The organism is Neorhizobium sp. DAR64872/K0K18 (genome assembly GCF_050500175.1).
In the GTDB taxonomy this organism is placed as follows: Bacteria; Pseudomonadota; Alphaproteobacteria; order Rhizobiales; family Rhizobiaceae; genus Neorhizobium; species Neorhizobium soli.
This window is the reverse complement of the sequence record NZ_CP191446.1, coordinates 1,040,441-1,054,325: the sequence shown is the minus strand read 5'-3', so window position 1 is coordinate 1,054,325 and position 13,885 is coordinate 1,040,441. Positions and strand designations below refer to the sequence as shown.

Here is a 13,885-nt window from a genome sequence, read left to right as displayed (position 1 = left end):
GATTTGGCTGGAAATACTGCGCAGAGCAAGGCTGAAACACTGGAAAAGCTTGTTATGACTAGAGGAAACGGATAATCCGGAAAGACGATGGAGGGTCCATCGGGAAAAGGCTTTGCTCATGAAAAACCGCGCCGGTTGGCTCGCTCTGGTCGTACTCGCCATCGCATCGCTGCTGATGGTCTTTTTCGTGCTGCCGCGGATCAACCATAATGCCAAACCGCTCGGCGATGCGATCAACGCTGCCGGCGATGCGGTCAAGGACGCGGTCGAGAGCACGAAGCAGGCGGTGAAGCCGACAGACGCACCGAATTCTCCGGACGCGCCGAAGCCGCAGGAGCAGGCATCCGTGCCCGCGACGACGCCGGCCGCTCCCGTATCTCCCCTGGCAACCCCTTCCGCTCCGGCAGCGCCCTCCGCTCCGGCCGCACCCGCAGTAACAGCTGCACCGAGCGCGACAAGCCCGGTCACCGCCCAGCCGAACGCTGCCCAAACGCCAGCCAAGCCCGCCTTTGACGTGCTGCGCGTCGAGCCCGACGGTTCGGCCGTGATTGCCGGCCGCGCGCTGCCCAATTCGACACTCGAAATCTCCAGTGGCAACTCGGTCGTCGCCAAGATCGACGTCGGCCCGAGCGGCGATTTTGCAGCCGTTCTCGACAAACCTTTGCCGCCGGGCGATCACCAGCTGGTTCTCAAAGCCACCGGCAAGGACGGCAAGACGGTCGTCTCGGACGAGACCGCGACGGTCTCCGTACCCAGCGATCCGAAGACCGGCAAGCTGCTTGCCATGGTGACGACGCCGGGCAAAGCGAGCCGGGTCATCGCGACGCCGAACGCGTCTGCGCCTGCCGTACCAAATGCCGCGACATCACCGACACCCCCTGCCCCTGCCCCTGGCGCTGCGCCGTCCACTGCAGGCCAGACGGCTGCGGGTCAGTCTCAGACGCCAGCCGTCACTCCGGCCTTGCCGCAGGCATCGTCGCAGATCGCATCCAGCGCGCCAAACGTCTCTGCTCCGTCCTCGACCGCGGCTCCCGACGCGACGCCTGCTCCGGCTGGAACACCGGATTTGCAGATCACCGCCGTCGAGCTTGAAGGCTCGAAAATCTTTATCGCCGGCATCGCCCGCTCGGGTGTCACGGTGCGCGGTCTTGTCGACGGCGAGCCCGTCGGCCAGTCGCGCGCAGGCGGCAACGGCCATTTCGTCATCGAGGGCAACACGCAGCTTTCGGTCGGTGATCACCGGATCAGCGTCGAGGCACTGAACGGTGCCGGCCAGCGCACCGTCATGGTCGAGGTTCCGTTCAACCGTCCGGCCGGCGAACAGGTGGCGGCAGTCGCAGCCCCCGCAGTTTCAAGCCCGATGTCGACGATCGATGGCGGCGCCTTCGAGAAGCTTCGCAACGAAGTGGTACGCGCCTTCAACCTGCTGCAGAACCTCTACGCCGACGGCAAGGTGCCGAGCGGCGAACAGATGGCGGCGGCACGTTCGTCCACATCGATTACGCTCAAGTCTTTGACCGAATACCGCCTGCCGGCCGACGCTTCCGTTTCCGCCCGCTCCGTTGCCGACAATGCCGCCAAGGATGCAGCGTCAGCACTTGCCGCACTCGACAAGGTTCCAAACGACGTTGCCGCCGTTGGCGCAGCCCTCAAGGACCTCGGTGCCATGATCGCCCGCGCCGTCGGGCCCGCCATGGCACGGCAGATGGATGGTGGCAACGAACAGGAAATGGCCGGCACGCCGGCTGCTCCCGCCACCGGCGTCGACGGCACAAAGACGTTCCAGCAGGCGCCACTGACGCAAAGCGAACGCAATTCGGTGATCATCCGACGTGGCGATACGCTGTGGCAGATTTCGCGCCGGATGTATGGCCAGGGCGTGCGCTACACGACGATCTACCTCGCCAACGAGGATCAGATCCGCAACCCCGACATCATCCAGCCCGGCCAGATCTTCGGCGTACCGGAGGAGTTCCGGCCGGATTCGGAAGAGCTGCACCGCGAACGGATCCAGCATCGGAAATGATGACGCAGCCCCAATTCTCCTGAAAACGACTTAAAACCGCAGGGTCAATGCTTCGGGTTCCCCAATCTCCACATTCCTGTGCTCATCACGGGAATGCGGGAGGTTGAGCTTCACGTCGCGGCGGCGGCTATCGGTGCAACACTCTGCAGAAAAACAGACTTACGACCGATCGCCGATCATCAGTTGCGACGGCGTGACTGCCAGTGAATGGGCGGCAACGTGCAGTGAAAGACTGTTGCGCTCGACAAGTGCTGTGACCGTTTCCAGTATATTCAGATGCGGTACATGCTTGACCACCGTATAGGCAGTGAAAGCCGCGCCGGCCGAGGCTCCCCACAGAAGAGTGCTCAGGGCAGTCGCAACGGCAATCGTCTTGAAGCGCATGATATTCCTCCCAATGCGAGCTTCCCTCGAATAGCCAGACCTCCTCCGCCTCGCAATTCGGACTTATACACTCCGTAGTCATACCTACTTTCGACCGATGAGGCCAGATGAGGTTTCATGCGAGTTTCATTTGCAACATGGCCCTGCGCAGCCTATTTGCCGGGAAGGCGTTTCTTCGCCCTCAGATTCAGGTAAAATCCATGGCAGCAAAAAAGAAGACCGTATCTGCGGATAGCGGCAATCCCTTCAGCACACTCGTCAACCTGTGGCCCTATATGTGGCCGGTCGGACGCGCGGATCTGAAAGCGCGCGTCATCTGGGCGACGGTGTTTCTGCTGCTGGCAAAGCTGGTGCTGATCTCTGTCCCCTATTTCTTCAAGTGGGCGACGGATGCGCTAAACGGCAAGCTCGACATGGCGGGCATCCTGCCGGTCTTTCTGCTGGGCGCCGTCGTGCTGGTCGTCGCCTACAACTTTACCCGCATTCTGCAGGTGGGTCTGAACCAGCTGCGTGACGCGCTGTTTGCCTCGGTCGGCCAGCACGCGGTGCGCCAGCTTGCCTACAAGACCTTCGTGCACATGCATCAGCTTTCGCTGCGCTTCCATCTCGAACGCAAGACCGGCGGCCTGTCGCGCATCATCGAACGCGGCACGAAGGGCATCGAAACGATCGTTCGTTTCACCATCCTCAATTCGGTGCCGACGGTGATCGAATTCCTGCTGACGGCGATCATATTCTGGGCCGCCTACGGGTTCGCCTACCTCGCCGTCACGGCTGTTACGGTTGCCGCCTATATCTGGTTCACGATCAAGGCCAGCGACTGGCGCATCTCCATCCGCCGGACGATGAACGACAACGATACCGAGGCGAACACAAAAGCCATCGATTCGCTTCTGAACTTCGAGACCGTGAAATATTTCGGCAACGAGGACATGGAAGCAAAGCGCTTCGATTCCTCCATGGAGCGCTATGAAAAGGCGGCGACCGACGTCTGGACCTCGCTCGGATGGCTGAACTTCGGCCAGGGCGTGATCTTCGGGCTGGGACAGGCCGTGATCATGATCATGTCGGCGCTTGCAGTGCAGCGCGGCGACCAGACGATTGGCGATTTCGTGTTCGTCAACGCGCTGCTGATGCAGCTCGCGGTTCCGCTTAACTTCATCGGCTTCGTCTACCGCGAAATCCGCCAGGGGCTGACCGATATCGAGCAGATGTTCGACCTTCTTGAAGTCGAAGCAGAAGTCGTGGACCGGCCGGACGCGAAGGATCTTGTCATAGGACAGGGACCTGAAAAAGGCGCCATCGCCTTTCGCGACGTGCAGTTCTCCTATGATCCGGCACGACCGATCCTCAAAGGTATCTCCTTCGACGTGCCAGCTGGAAAGACGGTGGCGATCGTCGGCCCATCGGGTGCCGGCAAATCCACCATCTCGCGCCTGCTCTATCGCTTCTACGATATCCAGGGCGGATCGATCACCATCGACGGCCAGGATGTGCGCAACGTGACGCAGAAGTCGCTGCGCTCGGCCATCGGCATGGTGCCGCAGGATACGGTCCTGTTCAACGACACGGTCGTCTACAACATCCGCTACGGCCGGCCGGGTGCCTCGGATACCGAAGTCCAGGCGGCGGCCGAGATCGCTCAGATCGACCGGTTCATCAAGGCTCTGCCGGATGGTTATGAGACAAAGGTCGGCGAACGCGGGCTGAAACTCTCGGGCGGCGAAAAGCAGCGCGTGGCGATTGCCCGCACGGTTTTGAAGAGCCCACCGATCCTCATTCTCGACGAGGCGACCTCGGCGCTCGATACGACGACCGAGCACGAGATCCAGTCCGCACTCGATCTCGTTTCGAAGAACCGGACGACGCTTGTCATCGCCCACCGCCTCTCGACGGTTATCAATGCCGACGAGATCATCGTTCTGCGCGACGGCCAGATTGCCGAGCGCGGCACCCATTCGGGGCTGCTGCAGCAGGAAGGCCTCTACGCCTCGATGTGGAACCGTCAGCGCGAGGCGACGGAAGCGGAAGAGCAGTTGAAGAAGGTGCGCGAAAACGACGATCTCGGCATCGTCCGTCGCGGCGCACCTGCTGCTGAGTAACGGCAGCAGAATAACAGGAGAACAGCATGAGACGATATACGAACAGGCGGATGCTGGTACTCGGCGGTATCGCCATCATCTATATGCTGGTGCTGGTCTTCTACGGCTCGCCTCTGCTCGCCTTCTCGACCTGGATGGGCTGGGTAGACCCTGAGGCGGTTCGCTGAGGCGAAGATTTCTGTGGCAATGCACCGCGTCTGCGAGTGTCAGAAGACGAGGATGGGCCTTTGGGAAACTGACGCGTCAGGGATAAACCGCGTTCAAGCAGAGGTCGCTGGGCGCTTCAAACGGTGTATTCCGTCAATTATACCGGGAAGTTGTATGACGTCATGGGCGCATCGACGGAACCGGATTGCCGCAAATAGGGTTTTTCTATAGGCAGGCAGCACAGACCATTGAGGAGAACCAAGGGTTGATCAATCTTTTCGACACCATCCGCAACACGCTCGTGCCGATCCACAAGGAAGGCTACGTTTTCGTCGTCATCTTTTTCGTCGTCTCGCTGATCCTCGGCTACTTCGCCGAGCCGCTGTTCTGGATCGGACTGGTACTGACGCTCTGGTGCGCCTACTTCTTCCGCGATCCGGAACGGGTCGTACCGCAGGATGACGATCTCGTCATCAGCCCTGCCGACGGCCGCGTCAGCCATGTTGCTCTGGTCGTGCCGCCAGCCGAACTGGATCTCGGCATCGAGCCGATGCTGCGCATCTCGGTCTTCATGAACGTGTTCGACTGCCATATCAACCGCGCCCCTGTTCGGGGCCAGGTGACACGCATCGAGTATCGCGAAGGGCAGTTCGTCAACGCGGAACTCGACAAGGCGTCCAGCGACAACGAGCGCAACGGGCTTGTCATCGACACCCCGCACGGCCGCGTCGGCGTTGTACAGATCGCCGGTCTTGTGGCACGCCGCATCGTCTGCTGGGTCAAGCCCAACGAGCCGGTCAGCGCCGGTGAGCGCTTCGGCCTGATCCGCTTCGGTTCGCGCCTCGACGTCTTCGTTCCGGCCGGTGGCCAAGCGCGCGTCGTGGTTGGCCAGAGAGCGGTCGGCGGCGAAACCGTATTGGCCGAATTCGGTTCCGCCAAGGGACCGACCATCGGCCGTCGTGCCTAACTAAACGCAAGGAGATCATCTGATGGAGACGCCCGTCTCGCCGCCGGAACAGAACCATACGACCGACGAGGCCCGTGGTCCGCGCCTGCGCGAGATCCCGGTCCGCCTGATGATCCCCAACCTGATCACGGTGCTGGCGATCTGCGCCGGCCTCACCGGGATCAGACTTGCCTTCGAGGGACGGTTCGAACTCGCTGTCGCGATGGTGCTGCTGGCAGCCTTCCTCGACGGGATCGATGGTCGGATCGCACGGCTTCTGAAGGCAACGTCGAAATTCGGCGTGCAGATGGATTCGCTCGCCGACATCATCAATTTCGGCGTTGCGCCCGTCCTCGTCTCCTATGCGTTTCTGCTGGACGGAGCGAAATCCTTTGGCTGGATAGCTGCACTTCTCTATGCGATCGCGGCTGGCCTGCGGCTTGCCCGGTTCAACGTGATGGAAGACCGCGGCATCAAGGCGCCCTGGCAGTCTGAGTTCTTTGTAGGCGTTCCGGCGCCCATGGGTGCGCTTCTGGTGCTTCTGCCGGTCTATCTCGGTTTTCTCGGCGTCGAACAGACGAAGTTCTTCGTGTATGCCAGCGTTCTCTACACGCTGTTGATCGGCTTCTTGTTGGTCTCGCGTCTGCCGGTCTGGTCCGGCAAGTCGGGCCGCATCCGCCGTGACCTGATGCTGCCGATCATGCTTGTGGCCGTTCTCTATGTCGGCCTCTTGATGAGCTACACCTGGGAAATCCTGGCAATCACCGCGATTGCCTATCTCTGTGTTCTGCCGTTTTCTGCCCGTGCGTGGAAAAAGCGTTATGGCACGATCACCATCGAGGACGAGCGCACGCACGTCTGATCGTCCTGCCCTTGCGACTGATGCTGCGGCGCACACGAATTGTTGCGTCGCAGCCCCAGCTTGCGGCAAGTTGGCGCGTCCATTCTTTCTCTATCGCATCGTCAAGCCGCAGCCATGATTCCGCCCGGATTGGCGGCGAAATGCGCCGGCCCGCCCTCGAGCGGAACAGAGATTCGTGAGGAGACAGACGTGAGCAGCGAAACCAACAAAACCAACATCGAGACCAAACCGGACCTCTCCAGCCACTACCGTCCGCTCGGCCTCAAAGCCGTTGCTGCTACGGCGATGATGCTGAAGCGCAAGCCAACGCTCAGCCCGGCTCGCTGATCCGTCTCAGGCGCCGCGCAGGAAGCTTATGAGAAGCCCGAGCGCGAGCAACCCCATGACAACGCCGATCAGGCCATCCAGCACCCGCCACGCGGCGGGTCTGGCAAATAGCGGCGCCAAATAGCGGGCGCCGTAGCCGAGGCCGAAGAACCAGGCGAAGGATGCGAGCACCGCGCCCGCGCCATAGGCTACCCTTTCCGGGCCCTGATAGGCCGCAGACAGGCTGCCGAGCAGCACGACCGTATCGAGATAGACATGCGGGTTTAGAAATGTGAAGGCGAGACAGGTCATCACCGCCGCCTTCAGTGCCATGCCCTCAGGCGCGCCGGCGACCATCGCACCGGGCTTTACCGCCCGCCGGAATGCCATGGCCGAATAGGTGGCAAGGAACAGCGCGCCGCCGAGCGTCACCACCGAGATCAGCAGAGGCGACTGCGACACGATCGTTCCCAGCCCGCCGACGCCAGCTGCAATCAGCAAGGCGTCGGATGCCGCACAGATCAGGCACAGCACGAAGACATGGCTGCGGATCAGCCCCTGGCGCAGGATAAACGCATTCTGAGCGCCGATCGCCACGATCAGCGAGCCGCCCAGCGCAAAGCCGGAAAAACCGGCGGATATCAGGTTCATGGGGAAATCCGTTCAGGACGTGATTCGATGGCTGGATGGTGTGACGCGGTCGGAACGGATCAAAACAGCGACATCTGGCCGCTGCTGCCGGATGCCTTTGGCGGCTTCTCCTGCGGCTGTGCCACCGCGACCGGTTTCTGCAGATCCTTGCCCATGTTGGACACCTTGTTGACCAGATCTGATACCGGAAACGCCTCGAAGAAATCGTCCTGTACCGGCCGCATCAGATCCGCCACGTGGCGTGGCTCACCGTTCTTGCAATCCAGCCAGCGATCGAAATCCTCCGGCGCGATGACGACGGGCATGCGGTCGTGGATCGGTCGCAGGGCGTGATTGGCAGCAGTCGTCAGGATCGCCGCGGTATCGACTTCCGAGCCATCGGCAGATGCGTAGGTTTCCATCAGTCCCGCAAAGGCGATGACGCCCCCATTCTTCGGGCGGATCCAGAAGGGCTGTGAGGGCAGTCCCGTCTCCTTTGGGGGCCGGCGCCATTCGTAGAAACCGGAGGCCGGAATGAGAACGCGGCGGTGACGCATGGCGGCCCGGAACGACGCCTTTTCGGCCGCCGTCTCGGAGCGCGCGTTGATCATCAGGGGAAAGTCCTTGATATCTTTGACCCAGCCCGGAATCAGGCCCCACCGGGCAAGTACGGCGCGACGCGGCGGAAGATTGCTGCCGGGCTTCACATACTCGTTGTGCATGACGATCAGGATCGGCTGCGTCGGGGCAATATTGTAGCGGGCCGGGAAACCTTCCTCCCCCAGCGCCTGCATGACCTCCAGAATTTCCTCAGAAGTCGCCGTCAGGGCGTAGCGTCCGCACATACGAGATTAGATGGCACCGGGGTAGGCAGACGTCAAGCGGATCAGGCGCTGCGGGGACCGAAGAGGATGATCGCGCCGCCGATTAGGCACACGGTCGTCCCGATCAAGTCCCAGCGGTCGGGCATCCGGTTCTCGACGCCAGCAAGCCAGAGGATGGAGGCCAGAATGTAGATCGATCCATAGGCGGCGTAGGTCCGCCCGGCCGCGTCGCTTGGCACGAAGGTGAGCACCCAGGCAAACAGCGCGAGCGACACCATACCCGGCGCCAGCCACAGAGCCGGCTTTTCCAGCCGCCACCAGGCCCAGAAGGCAAAGCAGCCGGCGATCTCGAACAGGGCGGCAAGCGAGTAGAGGAGATAGGTTTTCATGCTGTCCAGCCGTTGAGGTTCACCGGCATGGTTCGGGCCGTGTCATGCCGTGAGAGAGGGTTTTTGCGCGCGACATGATATGTCCTTGATGGGCGGCTATTCCCGCCTACACTATCCTGACCTTATCGCTCTTCAAAGCTTCAGCAGTCCATGACAACAGCCACGCCCTCCCCGCAGGCCGCATCGTCGGCCATTCTCGAACGCGACGGCAAATTTCTGCTGATCCGGCGATTGAACCCGCCCTCGGCCAATCTGTTTGCCTTTCCAGGGGGTCGGGCCGAGCCCGGCGAGACGCCATCGGAGACGGCGGTGCGGGAATTCTTCGAGGAGACCGGCATCGCTGTGCGCAATCCGACCCTGTTTGCCACCTACGACCTTAAGAAGGACAAGGACGACAACCGCCATTTCTCGCTCTCGGTGTTCCGTGTCGAAGCGGACCCCGAAGGAGAAGCGATTGCCGCCGACGATGCGGCCGATCCGGGATGGTATTCGGTTGAGGAGATCCGCAATCTTCCCGTGCCTGCGAGCGTGCTGGAGTGCGCCGAAAGGCTGGCGGCGGAACTGAAACGCGGTTAGGAGTTCGTATGCACCGCCTGATGTCTTTCCTCACGTCTTCCCACCGATTCGCGATCGTTGCTGCGATCGCGCTGAGTTGTGCCGCCGCGCCGGCTGGCGCCCAGTCGCAGAAAGCATCGTCGAAGCAGGCGCCGTCTGCGACAACGGCCGCGCCACAGGCGGAAACCGAATCAAAACCGGCTCCGTATGATTCGCAGATGATGCGGCTTGCGGAAGTGCTGGGATCGGTCACTTATTTGCGGTCGCTTTGCGGTGCAACCAGTGACGATTGGCGCGGATCCATGCAGAAATTGCTGGATTCTGACACCGCCAGCGAGGCTAAACGGCGGGAACGCTTGACCGCCGCCTACAACCGCGGCTACCGCTCGTTTGCCGCGGTTCACACATCCTGCAATGAACCCGCACGCATGGCTGAGGAACTCTACCGTGCCGAAGGCGCAACACTTGCCGCCGAAATAGCCAGTCGCTACGGAAATTAGCGGTTTATTTACCTCTTTTGACCTCAAGCCGTGTCGTTTTGATAAAAGGCTGATAAAGTTCTTAATGGGTCAGTAATTAATACGGGTACCGAGGATCAAGAGTATGCAGACAGGCCGCAACGAAATCGATGACATGATCGTCCACGAGAAGATGCAGGCTGCGTTGGAATATCAGAATGAAGCCTGGGCCGATGGCCGTGCCGATGGCATCGAGGCTGAAATCATTGCTGATGTCGCGATGGCCTGCGCCATTCGCGAGACGATCCGCCTGCTGGGCGAAACCGGCGCCGAAGCGCTGCTGGATTCGCTGAAGAACCGCATGCTGGCCGGAGAGTTTTCGCCGGAACGGATCGTTCAGTAATCTCGCACATCCTTATCAGGCACAGGAAAAGCCGAGAATTCCCCTTCGGAAGGCGGCCGGAATGCATATCATGACAAACTTCAACGGTCTGCGTCTGGCGCTTGCCGCAACATGTTTTTGCGGCTTGCAGGTTATGGCACCGGCTTCCGCGCTGGCGCTGAGCACCACAGCGCAGGGTGAAACAGGCGGCAGCAAGCCATCGTCCGGCGTCATGCAGGCTTTCGAGGGCCCGCAAGTGCCCGCGACCGGCTCGGCCCAGGCGCCCGTAGCAGCGCCTGCTGCACCCGCCGCCGGCCAGCCAACGGCTGCGGCGACCGACACGATCCAGGCCGACATCATCCGCGACATGACCACGCTGCCTGAGCCTGTCAAGAAAATGCGCGCCGCCTTGATCGAGGCCGCTGCCTCCGGCGATATCGAACGGCTGAAGCCGCTGACCAATCCCGGCCCGAACCAGACCCAGGTTATGGATTATCAGGGCGACGATCCGGTCGGCGCGCTGAAGAACTTTTCCGGCGATCCAGACGGCCAGGAAATCCTGGCGATCGTCATGGACCTTCTCTCCGCCAGCGCCGTGAGGCTCGAGGCCGGGCAGCCGGAAGAGGTTTACGTCTGGCCTTATTTCGCCGGCAAGTCGATCTCTGCCCTCACCCCACCGGAGCGCGTCGAGTTGCTGCGGATCGTTACGGCCGGCGATATGATCGGCATGGAAGAAAACGACGCCTACAATTTCTACCGCATCGGCCTGTCGCCCGACGGCCAGTGGAAGTTCTTCACCGGCGGCGACTGACTCTTGCCGATGCGCTTGCGGCACCGCGACTGCACTTGTTCGCGCGGTCGGGAGGGCTTACCTGTCGGGTTCGACATTCCGGCTCAACAATCGGACCTTTCGCCATGCCCGCCGTCCATCTTCCTTCGCGCCAGCTGATCCGGGTTTCCGGTGTCGATGCACGCGATTTTCTCCACAGCCTGATCACGACAGATATCGAATCCCTGCCTGAACGGACGGCCCGTCCCGGCGCGCTTTTGACGCCGCAGGGCAAGATCCTGTTCGACTTCATGATCTCCCGTGACGGCGACGATTTCCTGATGGAGACCGATGCCGCCCAGCGTGACGCGCTGATGCGCCGTCTCACCATGTACAAGCTGCGGGCGGCCGTGACGATTGCAGCCGACGATGCCGATGGCGTGACGGTAACCTGGGGCGACGGTTCGGTTACTGGTGCTGCGGATGCGGCGTTTGCCAAAGCCGGCGTGACTTTGTCGCGATATCCGGGAAAGCCCGAGGGCATCGCGATCGACGCGTCGGAAGCCGAGTACGAGACGCTGCGGGTCGCGTCCGGCATTCCGGCCTCCGGATTCGACTATGCCCTGCAGGATGCCTTTCCGCACGACGTTCTCCTCGACAGGACCGACGGGCTGTCGTTCCGCAAGGGTTGCTATGTCGGGCAGGAAGTCGTCTCTCGCATGCAGCACCGTGGCACCGCACGGCGGCGTGTCGCGCTCGTCACAAGCGAGACTGCCCTGCCCGTCTCAGGCACGGACATCATGGCCGGTGGCAAGCCGGTCGGCACGCTCGGATCCGTCTTGGGTAACAAGGGGCTTGCAATCGTGCGGATTGACCGGGTCGGCGATGCGATCGCCAATGGTATTCCCCTGACGGCGAGCGATGTCACCGTCGTTCTCTCGCTGCCGGAATGGACCGACCTGTTGTTCCCGACAGCGACGCAAGAGGCCGAGCCGTGAGCGGATTGAAATCTATGCGCGCCTGGCAGCGGATGCTTTCCGGCCGCCGGCTCGACCTGCTGGACCCCTCGCCGCTCGATGTCGAGATTGCCGATATCGCCCACGGGCTTGCCCGCGTTGCGCGCTGGAACGGCCAGACCAAAGGCGACCACGCGTTTTCGGTGGCGCAGCACAGCCTGATCGTTGAGCAGATCTTTTCTCGCACCAATCCCGATGCCTCCAGCGAGGCGATGGCGATGGCGCTGTTGCATGACGCACCCGAATACGTCATCGGCGACATGATCTCGCCCTTCAAGTCGGTAGTCGGCGGCGGTTACAAGGCGGTCGAATTGCGGCTCGAGGCTGCGATCCATATCCGCTTCGGTCTGCCGCCGCATCCGACCAAGGAGCTGAAGGTGATGATCAAGAAGGCCGACACCGTTGCCGCGTTTTTCGAAGCGACCGAGCTTGCCGGGTTTTCCGTCGCCGAAGCCCAGAAATTCTTCGGCGTGCCGCGTGGCATAACCCGAGACATGCTGGAACTGAAGCCGATGCCGGCGCTCGATGCTCAGGCGCGCTTTCTCGAGCGCTTTCATGCGCTTGAAGCCGATCGCGGTGTGACGGCATGAGCCGGATCATCGTCTGTCCGCTCGACAAGATCGCTGAACTCTCGGTCCGCCACGGCGCCCGTGAAATGGTGAGCCTGATTGCCGAAAAGCAGGATTTCCACCGGCCTGCCGTGATTGCCGCCGCGCGCCACCTGAAGCTCAAGATGAACGATATCGGCTTTGCCGGCACCGGCACTCTGATTGCGCCGAGCGAGGCGCATGTGGAGCATCTGATCGCCTTCGTCAAAGAGTGGGATCAGTCCGCACCGCTCGTCGTGCATTGCTGGATGGGCGTGTCGCGCTCTCCGGCAGCGGCCGTCATCGCGTCGCTGGCGCTTTATCCTGAACAGGACGAGGTCGAGCTCGCGACAAGGCTTCGCAAGGTCGCGCCGCATGCGACGCCGAATACAAGGCTGATCGAGATCGGCGACCGTCTTTTGCATCGCGACGGACGGCTTGTGCAGGCGATCAAGCGGATCGGGCGCGGCGCTGAAACCGATGGTCGGGCCTGGTTCGTGCTGCCTGTTACGGCACAGGCCGAAATCGAAAACCGCGCGTCCTGATCCCCTGCGGCGGGTGAGAAACGTCGCTCCGTTTGCCTTGACCTGACAGTCACCCGCGCCAATTTAGCCTCCTCTTTACAGCAAAGGATCAGGCCCCGAATGGAACAGGCATCGGCTTTCGTCGTCGCAACTCGTACGGCACTCTCACAGCTCACAGCCCTCGGCATCCAGTATTCATTCTCGGTCATCGGCGCCATTCTTCTTCTGATCGTCGGATGGGCCGCCGCCCGCCTGCTCAGTCGCTGGGCGCACAACGGTCTGTCGCGGGTGAACGGCATCGACGCGACGCTGGCGCAGTTCTTCTCCAACATCATCCGCTACGCGGTGCTGATCATCGTCGTGGTGATGGTTCTCGGCCAGTTCGGCGTCCAGACGGCATCGGTCCTTGCGGCACTGGGCGCGATCGGCCTTGCGGTCGGTCTTGCCCTGCAGGGCACGCTGCAGAATATCGCAGCCGGCATCATGCTTCTGGTTCTGCGCCCGTTCCGCGTGGGCGAATCGATCGAAACCGGCAATGTCAGCGGCACGATCGTCGATGTCGGCCTGTTCGCAACCGAGCTTCGCACCGCCGAAGGCGTTTATCGCCTGGCGCCGAATTCGACGCTTTGGAACGTGCCGATCACCAACTATTCGCGCCTGCACACGCGCCGGCACGAGATTTCGGTGACGCTGTCGGCCGACCAGAGCCTCGACGAGGCCGAAGCCAAGCTCAAGTCGATCGCCAAGGCAGAAACGCGGGTGGAGAGCAACCCGGCACCGACCACCTATCTTGCGGATTTCGATGCCGGCAGCGCCAAGCTGACACTGCGCTACTGGATCAAGAGCGCCCAGTGGTGGGCGGTCAGCCGCGACATGACCAAGGCCGTCAAGCTTGCCTTCGACAAGGTGGTCGAGGAAGAGGTGCCGGCCGATGCGCAGGACGACGGTCCGGCTTCATACACCCCATAACGGTATCGA

18 protein-coding genes are annotated in these 13,885 nt (G+C 61.8%); 14 read left to right on the top strand and 4 right to left on the bottom strand.

Translation table 11 applies throughout. The features are described from left to right. Window positions 1-118 precede the first annotated feature (118 nt). A complete protein-coding gene (locus tag ACQY1P_RS10480) occupies window positions 119-2,026 on the top strand; it encodes a LysM peptidoglycan-binding domain-containing protein (RefSeq protein ID WP_192086778.1) in 1,908 nt (635 codons plus the stop codon). Window positions 2,027-2,185: 159 nt separating this feature from the next. On the opposite strand, the gene ACQY1P_RS10475 is transcribed toward ACQY1P_RS10480, so the two are convergent. After that, a complete protein-coding gene (locus ACQY1P_RS10475) occupies window positions 2,186-2,410 on the bottom strand; it encodes a hypothetical protein (protein WP_062453367.1) in 225 nt (74 codons plus the stop codon). Between the two features lie 200 nt (window positions 2,411-2,610). On the opposite strand from ACQY1P_RS10475, the gene ACQY1P_RS10470 reads away from it, so the two are divergent. The 5 genes from ACQY1P_RS10470 (at window position 2,611) to ACQY1P_RS10450 (ending at window position 6,794) form a co-directional block, all read left to right on the top strand. Continuing rightward, a complete protein-coding gene (locus ACQY1P_RS10470; RefSeq protein ID WP_062579820.1) occupies window positions 2,611-4,512 on the top strand; it encodes an ABCB family ABC transporter ATP-binding protein/permease in 1,902 nt (633 codons plus the stop codon). Window positions 4,513-4,538: 26 nt separating this feature from the next. Beyond that, window positions 4,539-4,679 carry a hypothetical protein gene (locus ACQY1P_RS10465; RefSeq protein ID WP_156461813.1) on the top strand — a complete coding sequence of 47 codons (141 nt, stop codon included), beginning with the start codon at window positions 4,539-4,541 and terminating at the stop codon, window positions 4,677-4,679. Window positions 4,680-4,924: 245 nt separating this feature from the next. Further along, the gene (locus ACQY1P_RS10460; protein WP_180215429.1) at window positions 4,925-5,626 is read left to right on the top strand and encodes a phosphatidylserine decarboxylase; all 702 of its coding nucleotides are present in this window, start codon (window positions 4,925-4,927) and stop codon (window positions 5,624-5,626) included. A 22-nt stretch (window positions 5,627-5,648) separates the two neighbouring features. Then, window positions 5,649-6,467, top strand: coding sequence for a CDP-alcohol phosphatidyltransferase family protein (locus ACQY1P_RS10455; RefSeq protein WP_062453369.1), 819 nt, complete (start codon window positions 5,649-5,651; stop codon window positions 6,465-6,467). Between the two features lie 189 nt (window positions 6,468-6,656). Next, the gene (locus ACQY1P_RS10450; RefSeq protein ID WP_430256361.1) at window positions 6,657-6,794 is read left to right on the top strand and encodes a hypothetical protein; all 138 of its coding nucleotides are present in this window, start codon (window positions 6,657-6,659) and stop codon (window positions 6,792-6,794) included. Between the two features lie 6 nt (window positions 6,795-6,800). Here ACQY1P_RS10450 and ACQY1P_RS10445 read toward each other — a convergent pair whose 3' ends face one another. From ACQY1P_RS10445 to ACQY1P_RS10435, 3 genes are all read right to left on the bottom strand, one after another. Further along, on the bottom strand, window positions 6,801-7,418 hold the full coding sequence (locus ACQY1P_RS10445; RefSeq protein WP_430243880.1) for a LysE/ArgO family amino acid transporter: 618 nt from the start codon (window positions 7,416-7,418) through the stop codon (window positions 6,801-6,803). A gap of 65 nt (window positions 7,419-7,483) precedes the next feature. Further along, window positions 7,484-8,248, bottom strand: a complete 765-nt coding sequence (locus tag ACQY1P_RS10440) for an SOS response-associated peptidase (RefSeq protein ID WP_209900444.1) — start codon at window positions 8,246-8,248, stop codon at window positions 7,484-7,486. Between the two features lie 41 nt (window positions 8,249-8,289). Beyond that, the gene (locus ACQY1P_RS10435) at window positions 8,290-8,616 is read right to left on the bottom strand and encodes a YnfA family protein (protein ID WP_430256360.1); all 327 of its coding nucleotides are present in this window, start codon (window positions 8,614-8,616) and stop codon (window positions 8,290-8,292) included. Between the two features lie 150 nt (window positions 8,617-8,766). On the opposite strand from ACQY1P_RS10435, the gene ACQY1P_RS10430 reads away from it, so the two are divergent. From ACQY1P_RS10430 to ACQY1P_RS10395, 8 genes are all read left to right on the top strand, one after another. Next, a complete protein-coding gene (locus ACQY1P_RS10430) occupies window positions 8,767-9,192 on the top strand; it encodes an NUDIX hydrolase (RefSeq protein ID WP_062579812.1) in 426 nt (141 codons plus the stop codon). Window positions 9,193-9,200: 8 nt separating this feature from the next. After that, a complete protein-coding gene (locus tag ACQY1P_RS10425) occupies window positions 9,201-9,671 on the top strand; it encodes a TIGR02301 family protein (RefSeq protein WP_430256359.1) in 471 nt (156 codons plus the stop codon). A gap of 103 nt (window positions 9,672-9,774) precedes the next feature. Then, window positions 9,775-10,032 (top strand): hypothetical protein, encoded by a 258-nt coding sequence (locus tag ACQY1P_RS10420; protein ID WP_062453374.1) that lies wholly within the window; start codon window positions 9,775-9,777, stop codon window positions 10,030-10,032. Window positions 10,033-10,093: 61 nt separating this feature from the next. Next, window positions 10,094-10,822, top strand: coding sequence for a hypothetical protein (locus tag ACQY1P_RS10415; protein WP_062453375.1), 729 nt, complete (start codon window positions 10,094-10,096; stop codon window positions 10,820-10,822). 104 nt (window positions 10,823-10,926) lie between these two features. After that, window positions 10,927-11,778 (top strand): YgfZ/GcvT domain-containing protein, encoded by an 852-nt coding sequence (locus ACQY1P_RS10410; RefSeq protein WP_430256358.1) that lies wholly within the window; start codon window positions 10,927-10,929, stop codon window positions 11,776-11,778. Window positions 11,779-11,792: 14 nt separating this feature from the next. After that, a complete protein-coding gene (locus ACQY1P_RS10405; RefSeq protein ID WP_430256694.1) occupies window positions 11,793-12,386 on the top strand; it encodes a YfbR-like 5'-deoxynucleotidase in 594 nt (197 codons plus the stop codon). Beyond that, window positions 12,383-12,928, top strand: a complete 546-nt coding sequence (locus ACQY1P_RS10400) for a tyrosine phosphatase family protein (RefSeq protein WP_430256357.1) — start codon at window positions 12,383-12,385, stop codon at window positions 12,926-12,928. Before ACQY1P_RS10405 ends, ACQY1P_RS10400 begins: the two co-directional genes overlap by 4 nt. Window positions 12,929-13,027: 99 nt before the next feature. Then, window positions 13,028-13,876, top strand: a complete 849-nt coding sequence (locus tag ACQY1P_RS10395; RefSeq protein ID WP_062453379.1) for a mechanosensitive ion channel family protein — start codon at window positions 13,028-13,030, stop codon at window positions 13,874-13,876. The last annotated feature ends 9 nt before the right edge of the window (window positions 13,877-13,885 follow it).

Bases quoted from the DNA above. Each gene is read 5' to 3' on its own strand.
- ACQY1P_RS10435 (WP_430256360.1), bottom strand. From the start codon at position 8,616: ATGAAAACCTATCTCCTCTACTCGCTTGCCGCCCTGTTCGAGATCGCC.
- ACQY1P_RS10440 (WP_209900444.1), bottom strand. From the start codon at position 8,248: ATGTGCGGACGCTACGCCCTGACGGCGACTTCTGAGGAAATTCTGGAG.
- ACQY1P_RS10410 (WP_430256358.1), top strand. From the start codon at position 10,927: ATGCCCGCCGTCCATCTTCCTTCGCGCCAGCTGATCCGGGTTTCCGGT.
- ACQY1P_RS10430 (WP_062579812.1), top strand. From the start codon at position 8,767: ATGACAACAGCCACGCCCTCCCCGCAGGCCGCATCGTCGGCCATTCTC.
- ACQY1P_RS10475 (WP_062453367.1), bottom strand. From the start codon at position 2,410: ATGCGCTTCAAGACGATTGCCGTTGCGACTGCCCTGAGCACTCTTCTG.
- ACQY1P_RS10425 (WP_430256359.1), top strand. From the start codon at position 9,201: ATGCACCGCCTGATGTCTTTCCTCACGTCTTCCCACCGATTCGCGATC.
- ACQY1P_RS10400 (WP_430256357.1), top strand. From the start codon at position 12,383: ATGAGCCGGATCATCGTCTGTCCGCTCGACAAGATCGCTGAACTCTCG.
- ACQY1P_RS10480 (WP_192086778.1), top strand. From the start codon at position 119: ATGAAAAACCGCGCCGGTTGGCTCGCTCTGGTCGTACTCGCCATCGCA.
- ACQY1P_RS10420 (WP_062453374.1), top strand. From the start codon at position 9,775: ATGCAGACAGGCCGCAACGAAATCGATGACATGATCGTCCACGAGAAG.
- ACQY1P_RS10455 (WP_062453369.1), top strand. From the start codon at position 5,649: ATGGAGACGCCCGTCTCGCCGCCGGAACAGAACCATACGACCGACGAG.
- ACQY1P_RS10470 (WP_062579820.1), top strand. From the start codon at position 2,611: ATGGCAGCAAAAAAGAAGACCGTATCTGCGGATAGCGGCAATCCCTTC.
- ACQY1P_RS10415 (WP_062453375.1), top strand. From the start codon at position 10,094: ATGCATATCATGACAAACTTCAACGGTCTGCGTCTGGCGCTTGCCGCA.
- ACQY1P_RS10405 (WP_430256694.1), top strand. From the start codon at position 11,793: ATGCGCGCCTGGCAGCGGATGCTTTCCGGCCGCCGGCTCGACCTGCTG.
- ACQY1P_RS10465 (WP_156461813.1), top strand. From the start codon at position 4,539: ATGAGACGATATACGAACAGGCGGATGCTGGTACTCGGCGGTATCGCC.
- ACQY1P_RS10395 (WP_062453379.1), top strand. From the start codon at position 13,028: ATGGAACAGGCATCGGCTTTCGTCGTCGCAACTCGTACGGCACTCTCA.